This is a genomic window from Methylobacterium sp. ME121 (genome assembly GCF_000974725.1).
Taxonomy (GTDB): Bacteria; Pseudomonadota; Alphaproteobacteria; order Rhizobiales; family Beijerinckiaceae; genus Methylobacterium; species Methylobacterium radiotolerans.
The window spans coordinates 1-15,335 of sequence record NZ_BBUX01000049.1 but is presented as its reverse complement, the minus strand read 5'-3'; the positions used below and the strand labels follow the sequence as shown (position 1 = coordinate 15,335).

Genomic DNA, 15,335 nt, shown 5'->3' with positions numbered 1-15,335 from the left:
ATGCTCTCCGTCGACGGCATCGACCTCTACTACGGCGCCGCGCAGGCGCTCCGCGGCGTCTCCCTCACGGCCGAGGCCGGGCAGGTCACGACGGTGCTCGGCCGCAACGGCGTCGGCAAGACCTCGCTGATGCGGGCGATCGTCGGCCAGCAGCCGGTGCGCTCCGGCGCGATCCGCCTCGCCGGCCGCCCGATCCAGGATCTCGCCCCCTACGACCGGGCCCGGGCCGGGATCGCCTTCGTGCCCCAGGGCCGCGAGATCTTCCCGCTGCTGACCGTGAAGGAGAACCTCGAGACCGGCTTCGCGCCGCTGAAGCGCCGCGACCGCCACGTCCCCGGGGAGATCTACGACCTGTTCCCGGTACTCAAGGACATGCTGCACCGGCGCGGCGGCGACCTCTCGGGCGGGCAGCAGCAGCAGCTCGCCATCGCCCGGGCGCTGGTGACCCGGCCGAAGCTCCTCGTGCTCGACGAGCCCACCGAGGGCATCCAGCCCTCGATCATCAAGGATATCGGCCGGGCGATCACCTACCTGCGCGGCAAGGGCGAGATGGCGATCGTGCTGGTGGAGCAGTATTTCGAGTGGGCCCGCGACCTCTGCGATTCCTACGCGGTGATGGATCGCGGGCAGGTGGTGCTGGCCGGCCCCCGGGCCGGGATGGTCGAGGCCGACGTCCTCCGGTGGATGTCCGTCTAGGGCGCGCCGCGCCCCCGCCCCCGCCCCCGGCGCGCCTGGGAATACAGCCCTTCGAGCCGAATATCGGGGCGGATATTCAACAATCGCGGCGGGGCAGGGGGCGACATCGACCGCCAAAACTGTGCATATGGCCTCGATCGGCCAATGTTAAAACACAATTCAGGTCCGCCATGGGGCTCAACCACGGAGGCGCCCATGACGATCCTGGATCCGATCACCGGCGAGCTGGTCACCATCGCCGTACCGCGGCCGCGGCCGCAGGCCGGCCCGCGCTGACGGGCGACGCGCTGTCATGACGAACGCGACCGATCGAAGGGCCGGGCGCCGCGGCGCCCGCGGCGGCCGTGCCCAGATCCGGACGGTGCCGCCGGGCCTGCTGCTGGCCGGCGGCGTGGGGGCGAACGCCCCGCTGGCGGCCGTCGACCTGATCGCCCAGGCCCGCGCGGCCCGGCGGGAGGCCGAAGCCCGCGACGGCGCGGACCGCGCGGAGCAGGGCTGACGCGGCGACCCGAGGCCGCCGAGCCGGCCGCCCCTTGAGATCACCCGCGCGGCATGCTCGGAAGGCCGGCAGTCTCGCGGCAGCCGACGGGTGAGTCATGAAGATCGGCGTCCTGATCCTGGTCGGCGCCTGCGGCGTCCTCGTCGGGATCGTCATCGGTTACGTCGCGGGGACGCGGCTCAGCCAGGCCTTCGCGCAGGCGCCGGTGACGGACCGCTCCGCCGCCGCGCAGGCGCTCCGGATGGTGGACCGCGTCGCGACCGAGCACGGCCTCGCGCGGGACGCCCTGCTCAAGGCGATGCTCGACCAGCAGGGCGGCGGAGCGGGGACCGCGCGTCCCGGCACGGATCCGGCCGAACCGGCCCGGTGAGGCGTCGGCCGCGCGTCTCAGGCGGCCGGCGCGGGCCGAGGGCGCAGCCGGAGGCTCGCGGCGGTGAGCACGGAGCGCAGCTCGGCGGGCCGGACCGGCTTCGAGAGGATCGGGATGTCCGGAGCCCCCAGATCCTCGCGCACGCGCGCCTCGTCGTGGCCGCTCATCACCACCGCCGGGAGCGCGCGGCCGGCGAGCCGCCGGACCGCCGCGATGCAGTCCGTCCCGGTGACGCCGTTCCCGAGCTCGAAATCGGTGACGAGGAGGTCGATCTCGGGAACGGCGTCGGGGATCCCGGTCTCGGGCTGAACGCGGCAGCCCCACGTCTCCAGCAGGCTGGCCGTGGCCCGCAGCACCGCCCCGTCATCCTCCACCAGCAGCACGCGCAGGCCGCCGATCGTCGCCGGCGGGTCGAGCCCGGCGGGGAGGGCCGCGGGCTCCGGAGCCCGGGCGAGGGGCAGGTTGCCGATCGTCACGCAGGTCCCGCGACCCGGCACCGAGCGCAGCGTCACCGCGAGGTCCAGGAGCTCGCCGAGCCGCCGGACGATCGGCAGGCCGAGGCCCACGCCCTCGACATCCCGGTCGCCGCGGCGGCGGACCTGGTAGAACTCGTCGAAGACCCGCTCCTGATGCGCGACCGGGATTCCGGGGCCGCGATCGTAGACCTGGACGGCGAGCCGGTCGCCCCGCCGGCGGCAGGCGATCAGGATCGGCCGACCGGGGGCGTACTTGATCGCGTTGTTGACGATGTTCTGGAGCATCGTTGTGAGCAGTGCCCGGTCGGTGCGCACCACGACCGCGCAGGCGCGGCTGCGCAGAGCCGTCCCGGCGATCTGGGCGGCCTCCGAGTTCTGGCGCCGCACATCCTCGATGACGTCGTCGATCGCGACGGGCTCGGGCCGGGGCTCCACCCGGCCGCTGTCGAGGGTCGAGATGTCCAGGAGCGACTTGAACAGGCGCGAGACGCTCTGCAGCGACCGGTCGATGTTCTCGACCATCTGCAGCTCCTCCGGCCCCAGCCTGGCGCCGCGCAGGCAGGCGGTGAACAGGCTGATGGCGTGGATCGGCTGGCGCAGATCGTGGCTCGCCTGTGCCAGGAAGCGCGACTTGGACATGCTCGCCTCCTGCTCGCGCTCGTAGGCGCCGCGCAGGCGCTCCAGCAGGCTGTAGATGTAGGTCGGCACGAGGACGGTGATGGCCGTCAGCGTCAGGACGAGGAACGGGTTCGCGCGCCAGTACGCGTTGCAGTACGTGGTGATCGCGAGCGAGACCAGGGCCGCGGCCGTGGACGCCTTCAGGGCGGTCACCCCGTAGCGCAGGCCGTTGCCGACGATCAGCCGGATCACGATGGCGTAGAGCGGCAGGAACGGCGCGCCGCCCACCGCCATCGTGTAGGTCATCCCGCCGAGGTCGAGGACGAAGGTGACGACGCGGCGCGGCGTGTTGCTGCCGGGATTCCGGGTGATCCAGCCGTACAGCGCCACGGCGAAGACCCAGTGGCACGTCACGAGGTAGGCGACGAACCGGGCCTCCGGCGGGGCGATCCCGCCGTAGATCTGGGGCAGGAGGTACAGGCAGGCGAGGCCGATGACGACGGCCCGGATGAGCGCCTGCGCCTTCTCGTTGTCGTACGCCTCGTCCCGCCGGCGCCGCGACCCGAACATCGGCGGCTCAGGCCCGGCCGGCGGCGCGCCGCCCGGCGGTGCCGCCGATCGCCCGCCTCGCCGGGACGGTCCCCGCGGCGTCCGCCCCGGATCCCGCCCCGGATCCCGCCCCGGATCCCGCCGTGCCGCTCCCGGTCTCCTGCTGTCGCTTCATCGTGCAGTTGCCCTGCCGCGTCGCCGCCCGGGATCCGGGCGACGGCGCGCCGCCGTCGCCGGCCGTGGACAGATCTCACAAGTCTACCTGACGGTAATCGATACTACCAGACACGACGAGAGAGCGCGATACGGCGGCGATGACGAGTCTTCCGTGCGTGCGACCCTTATTCAGTCTTCGCCACAATCCTCGCTGTGCTGCCACGGGACACGCAAGAGGAAAATATGCGGCCCGATATTTTTACTGCACCGCAGGACTGATCTCGTCGACCGGCCGCGCGCGCGCGGGCGCCGTCAGCGGTAGGCACCGGCAGCCGGATCGAAGCGATGGACCCGGGCATCCCGGTCCGTGGCCGGTCGGAGCGTCCCGTCCGCGCCCAGCACGGTGCCGCTCAGCGTGACCCGGACCGGGGGCCACGCGGCGGGATCGCGCGGATCCTCCGGCAGGATCTCCAGCCGCCCCGTGCTCGACCCGAGCCGGCAGGGATTCTCCGCGCAGCCGGCCGTCTCGTCGGCGCCCGCCGCGACCTCGCCGGCCAGGGCCCAGCGCGCCGGCGCGTCGCGGAACTGCAGGAGGAGGAACGAGAAGCCCTGCGATCCGGCCGTCCCGTAGACGGTGAGGCGCAGGCCCATCAGGAGGCGGCCCCGGCTCAGCGGCCTGAACACCGCGCCGAACCGCTCGTCGACCTCCGGGGCGCCGCCGTTGCGGTTCCCGGTCCCGATCCGGCCGGACAGGACCTGCACGCCTTCGAGGCGCCAGCGCATGTCCTTGAGGGCGTAGGTGGCGGCCGCGACGCTCCGCCGGTCCGGTGCGGCGGCATCCTCGCCCGGGGCCGGCATCGTGACGAAGCCGGTGAACCAGCTCCCGGTCTCGGTGGAGAACATCGCGGCGGTCCAGAATTCCGCCGTGCGGCCGTCCCTCATCCGGCAGGTCCCGGCCTCCCTGTCGGCGGGCCGCCCGCAGATCGCCGCCAGCACCGCTCCGCGCGGCAGCATGGCGAGGTCGGGATCGGCCGCGGCGGGCACGGCAGCCAGCCCGGCAGCGAGGCCGGGCAGCACCGCCAGGGCCGGACCCGTCAGAAACCGCCCGCGGGCCGCGCGCCCGTGTTCCCGTCCCGCCCATCGCATGCGCCGGGCTCTGCCACGGAGCCCGGCACCGGGCCATTCGGACAGGTGTACGATCGGCCCCGCCGCACGGTGTCCCCCTCAATCCCCGACGCCGGCCGTGGCGGCCTTCGCGGCCGCCGCGGACCGGGAGGTGACGTCGAGGGCGCGCAGGAGCGCCGAGACGTGGATGCGGACGGTGAAGGGGGAGATCTCCAGCTCCCGGGCGATCTCCTTGTTGGTGCGCCCCAGGGCGACGAGGCGCAGCACGTCGCGCTGGCGCTGCGTCAGGGGCGGGAGCGGGCCGCGGGGCGCAGCGAGACCCGAGACCGGGCTGCGCCGGATCACGAACGCGCCGTCGCGGATCGCCGCGATCGCCTGAGCGATCTCCGCCGCGGGCAGCGCCTTGCCGATGAAGCCGTCGGCGCCCTCGGCCATGACGGTCCGGATCAGGCCCTCGTCCTCGATCATCGACACGACGATGATCGAGGCCCGCTCGAACTCGACGCGCAGCGCGCGAATGGAGTGGTGGGGATCGAGGCCGGGGAACAGGAGGTCCAGGAAGAACGCCCGCGGGGGCGCCCCGGCACGGGCCATCGCCAGGACCTGCTCCATCGTGGCGGCCTCCCGGACCAGGGCCTGCGGGTAGAGCCGTTCCGCGACGCGCCGCATGCCCTCGCGGAACAGCGGGTGATCGTCGGCGACGATGAGGGTCTCTGGCGCGGAGCCGTTCATGCCACTCCCGATCGCAGCACCGGAATCTTTCCCATGACGTCGCGGCGCTGAGCCATGCCGAGAGAAATCCAGGCCGTGTCAAGCCTGCGACGATAGGTCATATACACTAGTAGACCGGTTTTTTCCGCCTGCCTAGAAGTCGACCCGTCATGGTGACAGGCAACGGCCCACGAATTTTTTCGAATCTTTCCAAAGATAGCGAGGCTGCTTGCCATGTCGTGCGCGCCGACGCGACGCACGAATTACGTCGCTCCATGGTCGGGGGCCCGCTGGATGTCGGAAGTCGAACATCAGAATGCTGAGCGGCAGGCTCAGGATAGGCTTTCCGAGCCCCGCGCGGCCCCGAGCGCCCCGCCCGCCGCCAAGCCGGGCCTGTCGCCGAGCCTCATCGCAATCGTGGGCGGCTTGGTGGCGGCGGGCGCCGTCGCGGGCGTGCTGCTCTCGGGCAGCGGGGAGACGGCCGGGACGGCCGCGCGGCCGGCCCTGACGCTGGTCAAGGCGGCCGAGATCGACAAGGCCGCCGAGACCCTGCCCTTCGACGAGAAGGACAAGATCGTCGCGGAGGCCAAGGCCTGCCGGGCCCCCCTGGGCCAGATGCGCCTGTCGAAGATGGCGGCCGATGCCGGCGGCGTGGTGCGCATCCGGGCCGGGAACTACCTGTCCCCGGCCTTCAACATCGCCGACGGGCCGATCAACATCGCGGTCCCGTTCCCCGCGCCCTACGAGACCGGCAAGGGCGAGATCACCGTCGAGGGCGCCGCCAAGGACGTCTTCGTCGAGCTGACGCCGGGCCTGAAGGTCGACACGACCGGCGGCGTCCAGCGGATCCCCGTGATCTGGAATACCAGCAAGCCCTGCGGAGGCTGACGGATGTCGAAATCCGCCATCCTCCCCTTCGCCGCCTCCGGGCTGGTGGTCGCGGTCCTCACCCCGCTCCTGCTGAGCACCGATTACGGCCCGGTCGCCTGGTGGAACGCCGCCGGGCCGGAGCTGCGCTGGAAGGCGGCGATCGGGATCGCCGTCGCCCTGCTGGCGGCTCTGGGCCTCGCCGCGACCGCGACGGCCGCGCGGAAGGCGGAGGCCGGCCTCGGGCAGCCGGCCGGCGGCCTGCTGGCCCTGCCGCGCCTGATCGTGGCGCCGCGCCGGGTCGTGGAGGCCCGGTCCCCCGAGGCCGTGATCGCGAATCTCGAGGCCATGGTCGGGCTCGCGCCGGTCAAGCGCGAGGTCAACGCCCTGATCGCGCGGCTGGAGCTGGAGCAGCGGCGGCGCGCCGAGGGCCTGCCGGTGGCGGCGATCAGCCAGCACATGGTGTTCACCGGGCCGCCCGGCGTCGGCAAGACCGAGGTGGCGCGGGCGATCGGCGAGATCTACCGGTCCCTCGAGGTGCTGCGCCGCGGGCATCTCGTGGAGGTCGACCGTGCGGCCCTGGTGGCGGGCTATGTCGGCCAGACCGCGGCCAGGACCCTCGAGAAGTGCCACGAGGCCCTCGACGGCATCCTGTTCATCGACGAGGCCTACGCGCTGGCTCCCGGCGGCGGGAGCGGCGGCGAGTTCGGCAAGGAGGCGATCGACACCCTCCTCAAGTTCATGGAGGACAACCGCGACCGGATCATCGTGATCGTCGCCGGCTACACCAACGACATGCGCCGGTTCATCGACACCAATCCCGGTCTCGCCGGCCGGTTCACCAAGACCGTCGCGTTCCCGCCCTACAGCCCGAAGGATCTCTGCGAGATCCTGAGGCGCATGGCGGCCCGGCAGCAGTTCACGCTCCCCGAGGGGTTCGAGGCGGCGCTGACCCCCTGGCTCGCGCAGCGGTCCCGCGCCGACGACTGGTCGAACGCCCGCGAGATGCGCACCCTCCTGGAGAAGGCCCGCGAGGCCCAGGCCGCCCGAGTCGCCCTGCAGGGCGGCGACCTGCGCCGCCTGGAGATCGTCGACCTGCTCCGCGCCACCGGCGAGGACGCCTGAGGGCGGCCCGAGGGGCCACGCGCGCCCAGCACCCAGGCCAGCACCCAGGCCATCACCAGGGCCAGCACCAAGGTTCACCACGTCCATGGAACGCCTCGACAAGCATCCGGTCGCGCTCTTCGCGGTCATCGTGCTGGGTGCCACCGGCCTGCTGGTCGCCCTGCGGCCGGACGTGCTCGGGTCGCTCGCCGCGACGCCGTCGGCGCTGCTGCGCAACAGCCTGATCCTCGGCGGCCTCGTCGGCGGCCTGCTCGCGGCGAGCTACATCCCGGCGCGGATCGAGGCGACGCGGCGCGCCCTGGACCGGGCCCGGGCGAGCCGCAAGATCCGCCCGATCCGCTTCGTCGACGACGGCGCGGCCGCGGAGAAGAAGGACCTCCTGGCCACCGCGCTCGCGACCCTCGACGGCATGGTCGGGCTCGACCCCGTGAAGCTGGAGGTGAAGGGCGTCATCGCCCGGATGCAGGTGGAGCAGCAGCGCCGCGCCCAGAACCTGCCGGTGGCGGCCATGAGCCAGCACATGGTGTTCACCGGCCCCCCCGGCGTCGGCAAGACCGAGGTGGCGCGGGTCCTCGGCAGCGTCTTCAAGGCGCTGAAAGTGCTGCGCAAGGGCCACCTCGTGGAGGTCGACCGGGCCGGCTTGGTGGCAGGCTACGCCGGCCAGACCGCGATCAAGACCCTGGAGCGCTGCAAGGAGGCCCTCGACGGCATCCTGTTCATCGACGAGGCCTACGCGCTGGCTCCCGGCGGCGGGAGCGGCGGCGAGTTCGGCAAGGAGGCGATCGACACCCTCCTCAAGTTCATGGAGGACAACCGCGACCGGATCATCGTGATCGTCGCCGGCTACACCAACGACATGCGCCGGTTCATCGACGCGAATCCCGGCCTCGCCAGCCGGTTCACCAAGACCGTCGAGTTCCCGCCCTACAGCCCGCCGGAGCTCGCCGAGATCCTGAAGCGCATGGCCGCGGGCCAGGGCTTCGTCATGCCGGAGGGGTTCGAGAAGGACCTCGCCGCCTATGTCGGGGCCCGGTCGAAGGCCGAGGACTGGGCCAACGCCCGCGAGATGCGCACGGTCCTGGAGAAGGCCCGCCAGGCGCAGGCGCTGCGCCTCGCCGCCAGCCCCGGCGGCGACATCAACCGGCTCGAACCCGCCGACATCGCCGCGGCCCTCGGCCGCCAGGCCGGCGGCGCGGTCGACATGGACGCGGCCCGGAAGGTCATGGCCCGCCTCGACGCGATGATCGGGCTCGCGCCGGTCAAGGAGCAGGTGAAGACCGTGGCGGCGCGGGTGCTGGTCGATGCCCGGCGCCGCGCCGAGGGCATCGAGGTCGGCGCGGTGAGCCAGCACATGGTGTTCACCGGGCCCCCCGGCGTCGGCAAGACCGAGGTGGCGCGCATCATGGGCGACATCTTCCGGACGCTCGGCGTCCTGCGGAAGGGGCACGTGGTCGAGGTCGACCGGGCCGGGCTGGTGGCGGGCTATGTCGGCCAGACCGCGGCCAAGACCCTGGAGCGCTGCCGCGAGGCCCTCGACGGCATCCTGTTCATCGACGAGGCCTACACGCTGGCCGAGGGCGGCGGGGGCGGCAGCGACTTCGGCAAGGAGGCGATCGACACCCTCCTGAAGTTCATGGAGGACAACCGCGACCGGATCATCGTGATCGTCGCCGGCTACACCGGCGACATGGCCCGGTTCATCGACACGAATCCCGGCCTCGCCGGCCGGTTCACCAAGACCGTCGAATTCCCGGCCTACGACCCGTACGACCTCGTCGAGATCCTACGCCTGATGGCGTCGCGGCAATCGTTCCGGCTGCCGCCGCGCTTCGAGACCCTGCTGATCCCGTGGGTCGAGCAGCGCGCGCAGCGGCACGACTGGGCGAACGCCCGCGAGATGCGCACGCTCCTGGAGCGCCTGCGCGAGGCCCAGGCGATGCGCCTCGCCAGCGATCCCCTGGGCGATTACGGCCAGTTCGAGCTCGTGGATGTCGAGCGGGCGCTCCGGCCCGCCGGGGACGCGGCGCGTCCGGCGGCGGGGGCGTAGCGGCATGGCGCGGCCCGACACGCCCCGCCGCCCGGACCGGAGGGAAGCTCTCCCGAAGGCGACGGCGCGCGCCCCGCGGGGCCCGCGTCGCTGGCGGTGCTCCGCGGCCTCGCCGCGGAGGTCGTGCGCCGCACCACCGCGGTGGCGGCGGTCGTGGCCGCGGCCGATCGGGGCGAGAGCGCGGCGCTCGTGACCCTCGGCCACCTCTACAGCCCCTTCACCGCGGGATCCGGTGAACCCGCGCGCAATGCCCGGCTCGCCGCCGTGTATTTCGAGCGCGCGGGGGCCGCCGGCAACTGGGTGGCCGCCGGGATGGCGGCCGAACTCCACGACCGCGGCCCGGGCAATCTGGAGCGGGACCCGGCCCGGGCCGCGGCGCTGGTGATGCGCCAGTTGGAGACGGACCCGGACAGCGGCTGCCTCGTCACGGATCCCGGGATCGGCGCGGTCTGGAGCCCGGATTTCTGGGCGGCACTTCAGACCGCGCTGGCCGCGCGCGGTCTCTACACGGGTCCGATCGAGCCGCGCAGCAACGACGCGACCCGCGCGGCGGTCCGGCACTTGGTGGACACCGCGGGGACGGCCCGGGAGCCGTCGCGGCCATGAGCGTCGCGCGCGGGGACTGGCTGCGCGCGCACGCGGCCCTCTGGTACGACGATCGCCGCTACCGGCTGGCCTGGCTCGCCCTGCCGCAGGCCGTGACCTGCGCGGTCGCGGGCCTGTGCATGGCGCTGGCCGCGCAGGGCGTCTGGGGGCAGCCGGCCACCGCCTCGAAGGCGCGGCTCGCCGAGCTGAGCGCCCTGCGCGACCGGGCCGGCAAGGACGGCGACCGCGCGGCGTTCGACGCGCTGACCGCCGCGGCCACCCGGGGCCAGATCGACGCCGCGACCAAGCTCGGGACGCTCTACGACCCGCTGACCGCCGCCTACTTCCCCAACAAGCCCGCGCCGAACGATTTCGCCCGGGCGACCGCCCTCTACGGACCGGGCGCCGCGATCGGCGACCTCCTGGCGGTCGCGCGCCTCGCGGACGTGCTGCTCGATCCGACCAACCCGAACCGCGACCTCCGGCGCGGCTGCCGCCTCGCCCAGACCTGGATCGACGCCCCCGAGACTCTCGAGCGCACGATCACCGGCGAGGAGCGGCTGACCGTCAAGCTCGCCACCTGCTACGTCGAGCCCGAGAGCGGCCTGCCGCAGGACCCGGTGCGGGCCGGGGGGCTGGTGACCGCGGTGCTGTGGCGCCGGCACCGGCCGACGATGGACGCCTTCATCAACGATCTCGGTCGGCAGAACCCCGCCCTGGTGTCGGGCATCCAGCGGCATCTGGCCGAGCAGCGCCGCTACATCGGTCCGGTGGACGGGCGCCCCAATCCCGGGATCATCACGGCCCTTCAGGTGGAGGCGGGGATCACCGCCACGGTCGCGACCCCGCGGCCCGAGCCGCGGCGGATGGCGCCCAAGGGCCCGGACCCGGAGGTGATGGCCCTCCAGGCCGCCGCCCGGGACGGCGACCGGCGGAAGCTGGCCGAGCTGAAGAGCCGGGCCGATGCCGGGGACGCGGATGCGCTCACCGCCTACGCGCGCCTGTTCAACCCGGTGATGAACAAGGGCGACGTCTTCGCGCCGGACGCGCAGGTCGCCGTCGCCGCCTACGAGCGCGCCGCGGCCGCCGGCAACGGCATGGCGGCGGGCGAGGCCGCGGTGCTGTACGATTCCGGCTACGGCAACGTCGCCAAGGATCCCCGGAAGGCCGCCGCCCTCGCCCTGCGGGGCGTCGACCTCAAGGACGACCAGATCACCTTCTGGCTGCTGTTCCCGGAGGCGGGCAACTGGAGCGACGGGTTCTGGGGCGCGATCCAGGCCGCGCTGACCGCCCGCGGCTTCTACACGCTCCCGGTCGAGAACAAGCGCAATGCCGCGGTCATCACGGCCCTGCGCGCCTACATGAAAGCCAAGTCATGAGCGGCGTCACGATCGGGACCGACCGGATCCGGGCGCACGCGACGCTCTGGTACGCGGACGCGCGCTACCGCCTCGCCTGGCTGGTCCTGCCCCAGGCCGCGGTCGCGCTCCTGGCCGGCCTCGCCCTGGCGCTGCTGAGGCCCGCGGGCGAGTGGGGCAGGCCCGCCGACAGCAAGGAGAACGAGAAGCTCTATCTCGACCTGCTCGACAGGGCCGGCAAGGACGGCGACCGGGCCGCCTTCGAGAAGCTGCGTTCGGCCGCCGAGGCCGGCGACGTCAGCGCCCGGTCGTTCATGGGCGCCCTCTACAATCCCGAATGGGCCGCGGTCTACGCCAAGAACCCGGTGAAGCCCGACGCCGCCAAGGCGCTGACCTACTACCGGAAGCCCGCCGACCTCGGCTTCCCCGGGGCTCAGCGCGGCATGACCGAGCTCCTGCTCAACCCGGCCCGCGGCCAGCACGATCTCGAGCGGGGCTGCCGCTACGGGCTGGCCTTCCAGGCGAACCCGGTCGCGGCCCGGAACAACTACCTCGATTCCTGGTCGACGCTCTACTGGATCGCCGGCTGCTACACCGATGCCGGGAGCGGCGTCCCGCGGGATCCGCAGAAGGCCGCCGACCTCTACATGGACACGGTGGCGGCCAAGCTGCCGCTCGCCATCAACACGTTCACGGACGAGCTCGGCCGCCAGCCCCCCGACCTCGTGGCGGCGATCCAGCGCAACCTCGCCAAGCGCGGCTTCTACACGGGGCCGGCCGACGGGACGGCGACGCCGCAGACGCGCGCGGCCGTGCAGGCCCTGGCCGGCCGGGGTGCCGGCCCGCAGGGCAATCCGGGGGCGGGCAACCCCGGAGCCGGCAACCCCGGGGCCGGCAACCCCGGGGCCGCAAAGCCCGCCGGCGCGCCGCCTCCGGCGCCGCCCGCGGCGACGCCGAGCGTCGAGGACCTGATCGCGCTGTCGAAGGGCGCGGTCTCCAACGCCGCCGACGCGGCGAAGCTCCGGGGCCTGGCGGAGAGCGGCGTCCCGGTGGCCCAGTACCTCTACGCCGCGATGCACCTGTCCCCGGCCAACAAGGAGCAGCGGGTCACCGCGCCGGACGGTCCCCTGGCGGCCCGGTATCTCGAGCGCCTCGCAGTCGAGCGCTCCTTCGCCCCCGCGGCGACCTCGGCGGCCTTCCTGTACGATCTCGGCGGCGCCGGCCTGCAGCGGGACCCCGCGAAGGCGGCCGACCTGACGATCCGCGCCCTCGAGCTCAAGTCCACCGAGATCCTGCAGAATCTCGAGCAGGACCAGTGGGGCGCCGGCTTCTGGGCCGCCCTCCAGCAGCGCCTCGCCGACCGGAATCTCTACCAGGGCCGCGTCGTCGACCAGCGCAACGACCGGACCATCCAGGCGGCGCGCCGCCTCCTCGGCAATCCATAGGAGACGGCCATGGGCCCCCGCCGCAAATATCCCGCGCGGTTCCCGGCCCCTCGGGCCGGGAACCGCATCGGCCGCCGCGCCGCCGCGCCGCTGGCGGCCCTGCTGTCGGGCCTGCTCCTGCCCGCCGCCGCGCAGGCGCAGATCAAGGTCCGCAAGGCCGACTGCTTCTTCGCGGCCGACGGCAGGACCGTCATCGACGGGGTCTGCGAGTTCCTGACCGACGCGCGCAGCTACGGCGTGGGCGGGTTCCGCCTCGCCACCTACACCGACGGCTACCTGCGCGACGGCGTGGTCGTGTCGGTGACGGCGCCGGGCCAGGGCACGGCGACCTGGAACCGGGAGCCCGGCGGCAAGCCCGAGGACGGTCCCGCCGACGGCGTCACCGGGGAGGGCGCCTGCTGGACCGGGTCCCGGAGCCGGATCTGCGCCTGGAAGGTCGGCGAGGGCCGCCCCGGCTTCGGCGGCGCCCCCGCGGCGGCGCCCGAGGCCGGCGCCCCGCGGGCCGCCGACTGCTACCTCGAGGTCGCCGGCGATGTCCGCCTCGACGGGGCCTGCCAGTTCCGGTCGGAGACCGGCCAGACCGGCGCCCGCGGCTTCGAGATCCGCTCCTACGCCGCGGGCAAGCTCGACGTCGTGGCGCAGCTCGTCCGCGACTCGCAGAACCCGCTGAGGGCCACGGCCTTCTGGAACGGGTCGTCGGGAGGCCTGCGCGCCGCCGAGGCCCTCGGTGCCCTGTCGCCGAGCGGCCCCTGCTGGGACAATGACGGCGTCCGTCTCTGCGTCTGGCAGCCCGGCCAGCCCCGCGGCGGCTGGGACCGGCGGGACGGCGGGACCGCGCCGGCCCGCGACCGGCCGGCCGAGGCCCGGGCTCCGGCCCCGCCCGACACGCCGCCGTCGCCGTCGCCGTCGCAGCCTCCGCCTGGCGACAGCGCGGAGGCGCGCGATCCGCCATCGGGCACGTTCCTGAAGCTGTCCTTCAGGGGCCGCTGCGAGTCCCTGATGATGGACGGGGAGGACCTCACCGCGACCTGCGCCCCGGAGGCGGTGAACACCTCCGTCGTCGGCAGCCCGAAGGCCGGGTTCATCTTCGGCACCACCGACGGCAAGGCCATGGCGTTCCTGGCCTCGGCCAAGGGCTTCGTCGAGGGCGGCACCCTGCACCAGCCCGTCGACGAGGTGATGTACGCCGAGCGCGACCAGTCCACCTTCAAGGTGAAGGGCACCTGCGAGATGCCCAATCCGATGGGCGGCCCGGTGGTCATCACCTGCGACGCCCGGTCGGCGAACAGCACCTACGCTGTCCGGTTCCGCACCGACGGCGGCAAGCCGGTCCTGACCCGCGGCGACTCGAAGTGAGGGCCCCGCCGCGGACCGGGGCCACCCGTCCCGCAATTCGAGGAGGATCCATGGCACGACGCGTCGCGACGACGGGAGCGGCCGGCGCCGCCGGGATGTTCGCCGGCCTCCTGGGGCTCTGCCTCGCCGGACCGGCGCTCGCGGGGTCCACGAGCGTGACCGCGCGGCCCGGGCAGCGGGTCCGCCTCGACGGCTACGCCACCCACGAGACCCGGCCGGGCTGCCCGTCGGTTCCGGCGGCCGCGATCGAGCTGGTCACGCCCCCGCGCGGCGGACGGATCGAGCAGCGGCGCGAGTTCCTGGTCCTCGGCCAGAACATCGACGGCACCCCGTCGCGGGACGGCTGCCAGGACGTCGAGCGGGACGCGCGGACGCTCTACTACACGGCCCGGCCGGACTTCTCCGGCCAGGACACGGTGTCGGTGATCGTCACCTTCGTCACCGGCGAGGAGGCCACCTACACCTACCGGATCACGGTGCCCGCGGGCGAGGGCAGGCGGGCGCCGGCGGTGTCCCAGGCGCCCGCGCCCCGCGACGCCGGCCTCGCGCGGCCGGCCCCGACGGCGCGGGCCGCTCCGGCCGAGCGGGCGGCCCCGGCTCCGGCTCCGACGCCCCAGGAGGCCAGCACCGGCGACTTCCTGCGCGACGCGGTCCGCGGCGCGGTCCCGGCCACCCGGCCGGCGCCGGCCGCGCCGCCCCCGAAGGCCGCCGAAGCCGCGGCACCGGTATCCGGCACGCCCGCACCGCCGCAGCAGCTGGCACCGCCGCGCCCGCCCGCCGCGCCGCAACTCTGACGCGTCGCCGACGGCCGGATCGGCCGCCCGCGCCCATCGCCAAGCCGAGGACGAGTCCCGTGCATCAGCGCCTCCCGAACGACCCCCGCTTTGCAGCACCGACCCGGCCGCGGCGGCGCGCCGGCGTCCGCGCCCTCGGTGCGGCGCTCGGTTCGGCGCTCCGCCCGCCGCTCTGCCTGCCGCTCTGCCTGCCGCTCTGCCTCACGTTCTGCCTCGCCCTGCCGGCCCGCGCGGAGGTGGAGAGCAAGACCGCGCGCCCCGGCCAGCGGACCTTCCTCCAGGGCTTCACCTACTACTTCGCCACGCAGGGGTGCCGGTCGCGGGCGGCCACGATCGAACTGGTCCGGCCGCCGCGCGGCGGCCGCATCGAGCAGCGGCGCGAGTTCCGGATCCTCAGCGGCAAGGTCGACGAGACCGGGGCGCAGATCCGGCAGCTGGACGGCTGCGAGGACGCCAAGAAGGATGCGATGTCGCTCTACTACACGGCGCGGCCCGACTTCTCCGGACTCGACACCCTGTCGATCGACGTCACCTTCGGGGACGGGTCGACGGTGCCGT

General features: G+C 73.8%; 14 protein-coding genes and 1 pseudogene. 12 read left to right on the top strand and 3 right to left on the bottom strand.

Features of this window, described 5'->3' with window-relative positions; genetic code table 11:
• The 3 genes from urtE to ME121_RS23370 all read left to right on the top strand — a co-directional run bounded on the left by urtE (position 1) and on the right by ME121_RS23370 (position 1,565).
• Positions 1 to 696: an urea ABC transporter ATP-binding subunit UrtE gene (urtE, locus tag ME121_RS23380; protein WP_024830535.1), complete on the top strand. Its 696-nt coding sequence runs from the start codon at positions 1 to 3 to the stop codon at positions 694 to 696.
• Positions 697 to 988: 292 nt separating this feature from the next.
• On the top strand, positions 989 to 1,195 hold the full coding sequence (locus tag ME121_RS23375) for a hypothetical protein (RefSeq protein ID WP_059409663.1): 207 nt from the start codon (positions 989 to 991) through the stop codon (positions 1,193 to 1,195).
• A 97-nt stretch (positions 1,196 to 1,292) separates the two neighbouring features.
• Positions 1,293 to 1,565 (top strand): hypothetical protein, encoded by a 273-nt coding sequence (locus tag ME121_RS23370; RefSeq protein ID WP_053621582.1) that lies wholly within the window; start codon positions 1,293 to 1,295, stop codon positions 1,563 to 1,565.
• Positions 1,566 to 1,582: 17 nt separating this feature from the next.
• Here ME121_RS23370 and ME121_RS23365 read toward each other — a convergent pair whose 3' ends face one another.
• From ME121_RS23365 to ME121_RS23355, 3 genes are all read right to left on the bottom strand, one after another.
• Entirely contained in the window at positions 1,583 to 3,229 is a 1,647-nt protein-coding gene (locus tag ME121_RS23365) for a hybrid sensor histidine kinase/response regulator (RefSeq protein WP_059409662.1), read from the bottom strand.
• 447 nt (positions 3,230 to 3,676) lie between these two features.
• Positions 3,677 to 4,510 (bottom strand): hypothetical protein, encoded by an 834-nt coding sequence (locus ME121_RS23360; protein ID WP_089231721.1) that lies wholly within the window; start codon positions 4,508 to 4,510, stop codon positions 3,677 to 3,679.
• Between the two features lie 78 nt (positions 4,511 to 4,588).
• Complete coding sequence (locus ME121_RS23355; RefSeq protein ID WP_012318436.1) at positions 4,589 to 5,221, bottom strand: LuxR C-terminal-related transcriptional regulator; 633 nt, start codon at positions 5,219 to 5,221, stop codon at positions 4,589 to 4,591.
• Positions 5,222 to 5,494: 273 nt separating this feature from the next.
• Between ME121_RS23355 and ME121_RS23350 the strand changes: the two genes are divergently transcribed.
• The 9 genes and pseudogenes from ME121_RS23350 to ME121_RS23310 all read left to right on the top strand — a co-directional run.
• Positions 5,495 to 6,088: a hypothetical protein gene (locus ME121_RS23350; protein WP_059409661.1), complete on the top strand. Its 594-nt coding sequence runs from the start codon at positions 5,495 to 5,497 to the stop codon at positions 6,086 to 6,088.
• Between the two features lie 3 nt (positions 6,089 to 6,091).
• A complete protein-coding gene (locus ME121_RS23345; protein WP_059409660.1) occupies positions 6,092 to 7,192 on the top strand; it encodes an AAA family ATPase in 1,101 nt (366 codons plus the stop codon).
• An 85-nt stretch (positions 7,193 to 7,277) separates the two neighbouring features.
• On the top strand, positions 7,278 to 9,239 hold the full coding sequence (locus ME121_RS23340; RefSeq protein WP_059409659.1) for an AAA family ATPase: 1,962 nt from the start codon (positions 7,278 to 7,280) through the stop codon (positions 9,237 to 9,239).
• A 123-nt stretch (positions 9,240 to 9,362) separates the two neighbouring features.
• Positions 9,363 to 9,845: a hypothetical protein gene (locus ME121_RS23335; RefSeq protein ID WP_491892864.1), complete on the top strand. Its 483-nt coding sequence runs from the start codon at positions 9,363 to 9,365 to the stop codon at positions 9,843 to 9,845.
• Positions 9,842 to 11,203 (top strand): hypothetical protein, encoded by a 1,362-nt coding sequence (locus ME121_RS23330; RefSeq protein WP_029360572.1) that lies wholly within the window; start codon positions 9,842 to 9,844, stop codon positions 11,201 to 11,203. The genes ME121_RS23335 and ME121_RS23330 overlap by 4 nt, the downstream gene beginning before the upstream one ends.
• Positions 11,200 to 12,627, top strand: coding sequence for a peptidoglycan-binding protein (locus tag ME121_RS23325; RefSeq protein WP_029360571.1), 1,428 nt, complete (start codon positions 11,200 to 11,202; stop codon positions 12,625 to 12,627). The genes ME121_RS23330 and ME121_RS23325 overlap by 4 nt, the downstream gene beginning before the upstream one ends.
• Before the next feature lie 9 nt (positions 12,628 to 12,636).
• Entirely contained in the window at positions 12,637 to 13,983 is a 1,347-nt protein-coding gene (locus ME121_RS23320) for a hypothetical protein (protein ID WP_059409658.1), read from the top strand.
• 50 nt (positions 13,984 to 14,033) lie between these two features.
• Positions 14,034 to 14,777: a hypothetical protein gene (locus ME121_RS23315; protein ID WP_059409657.1), complete on the top strand. Its 744-nt coding sequence runs from the start codon at positions 14,034 to 14,036 to the stop codon at positions 14,775 to 14,777.
• A 59-nt stretch (positions 14,778 to 14,836) separates the two neighbouring features.
• Positions 14,837 to 15,335, top strand: a pseudogene (locus tag ME121_RS23310) (hypothetical protein); the annotation flags it as partial.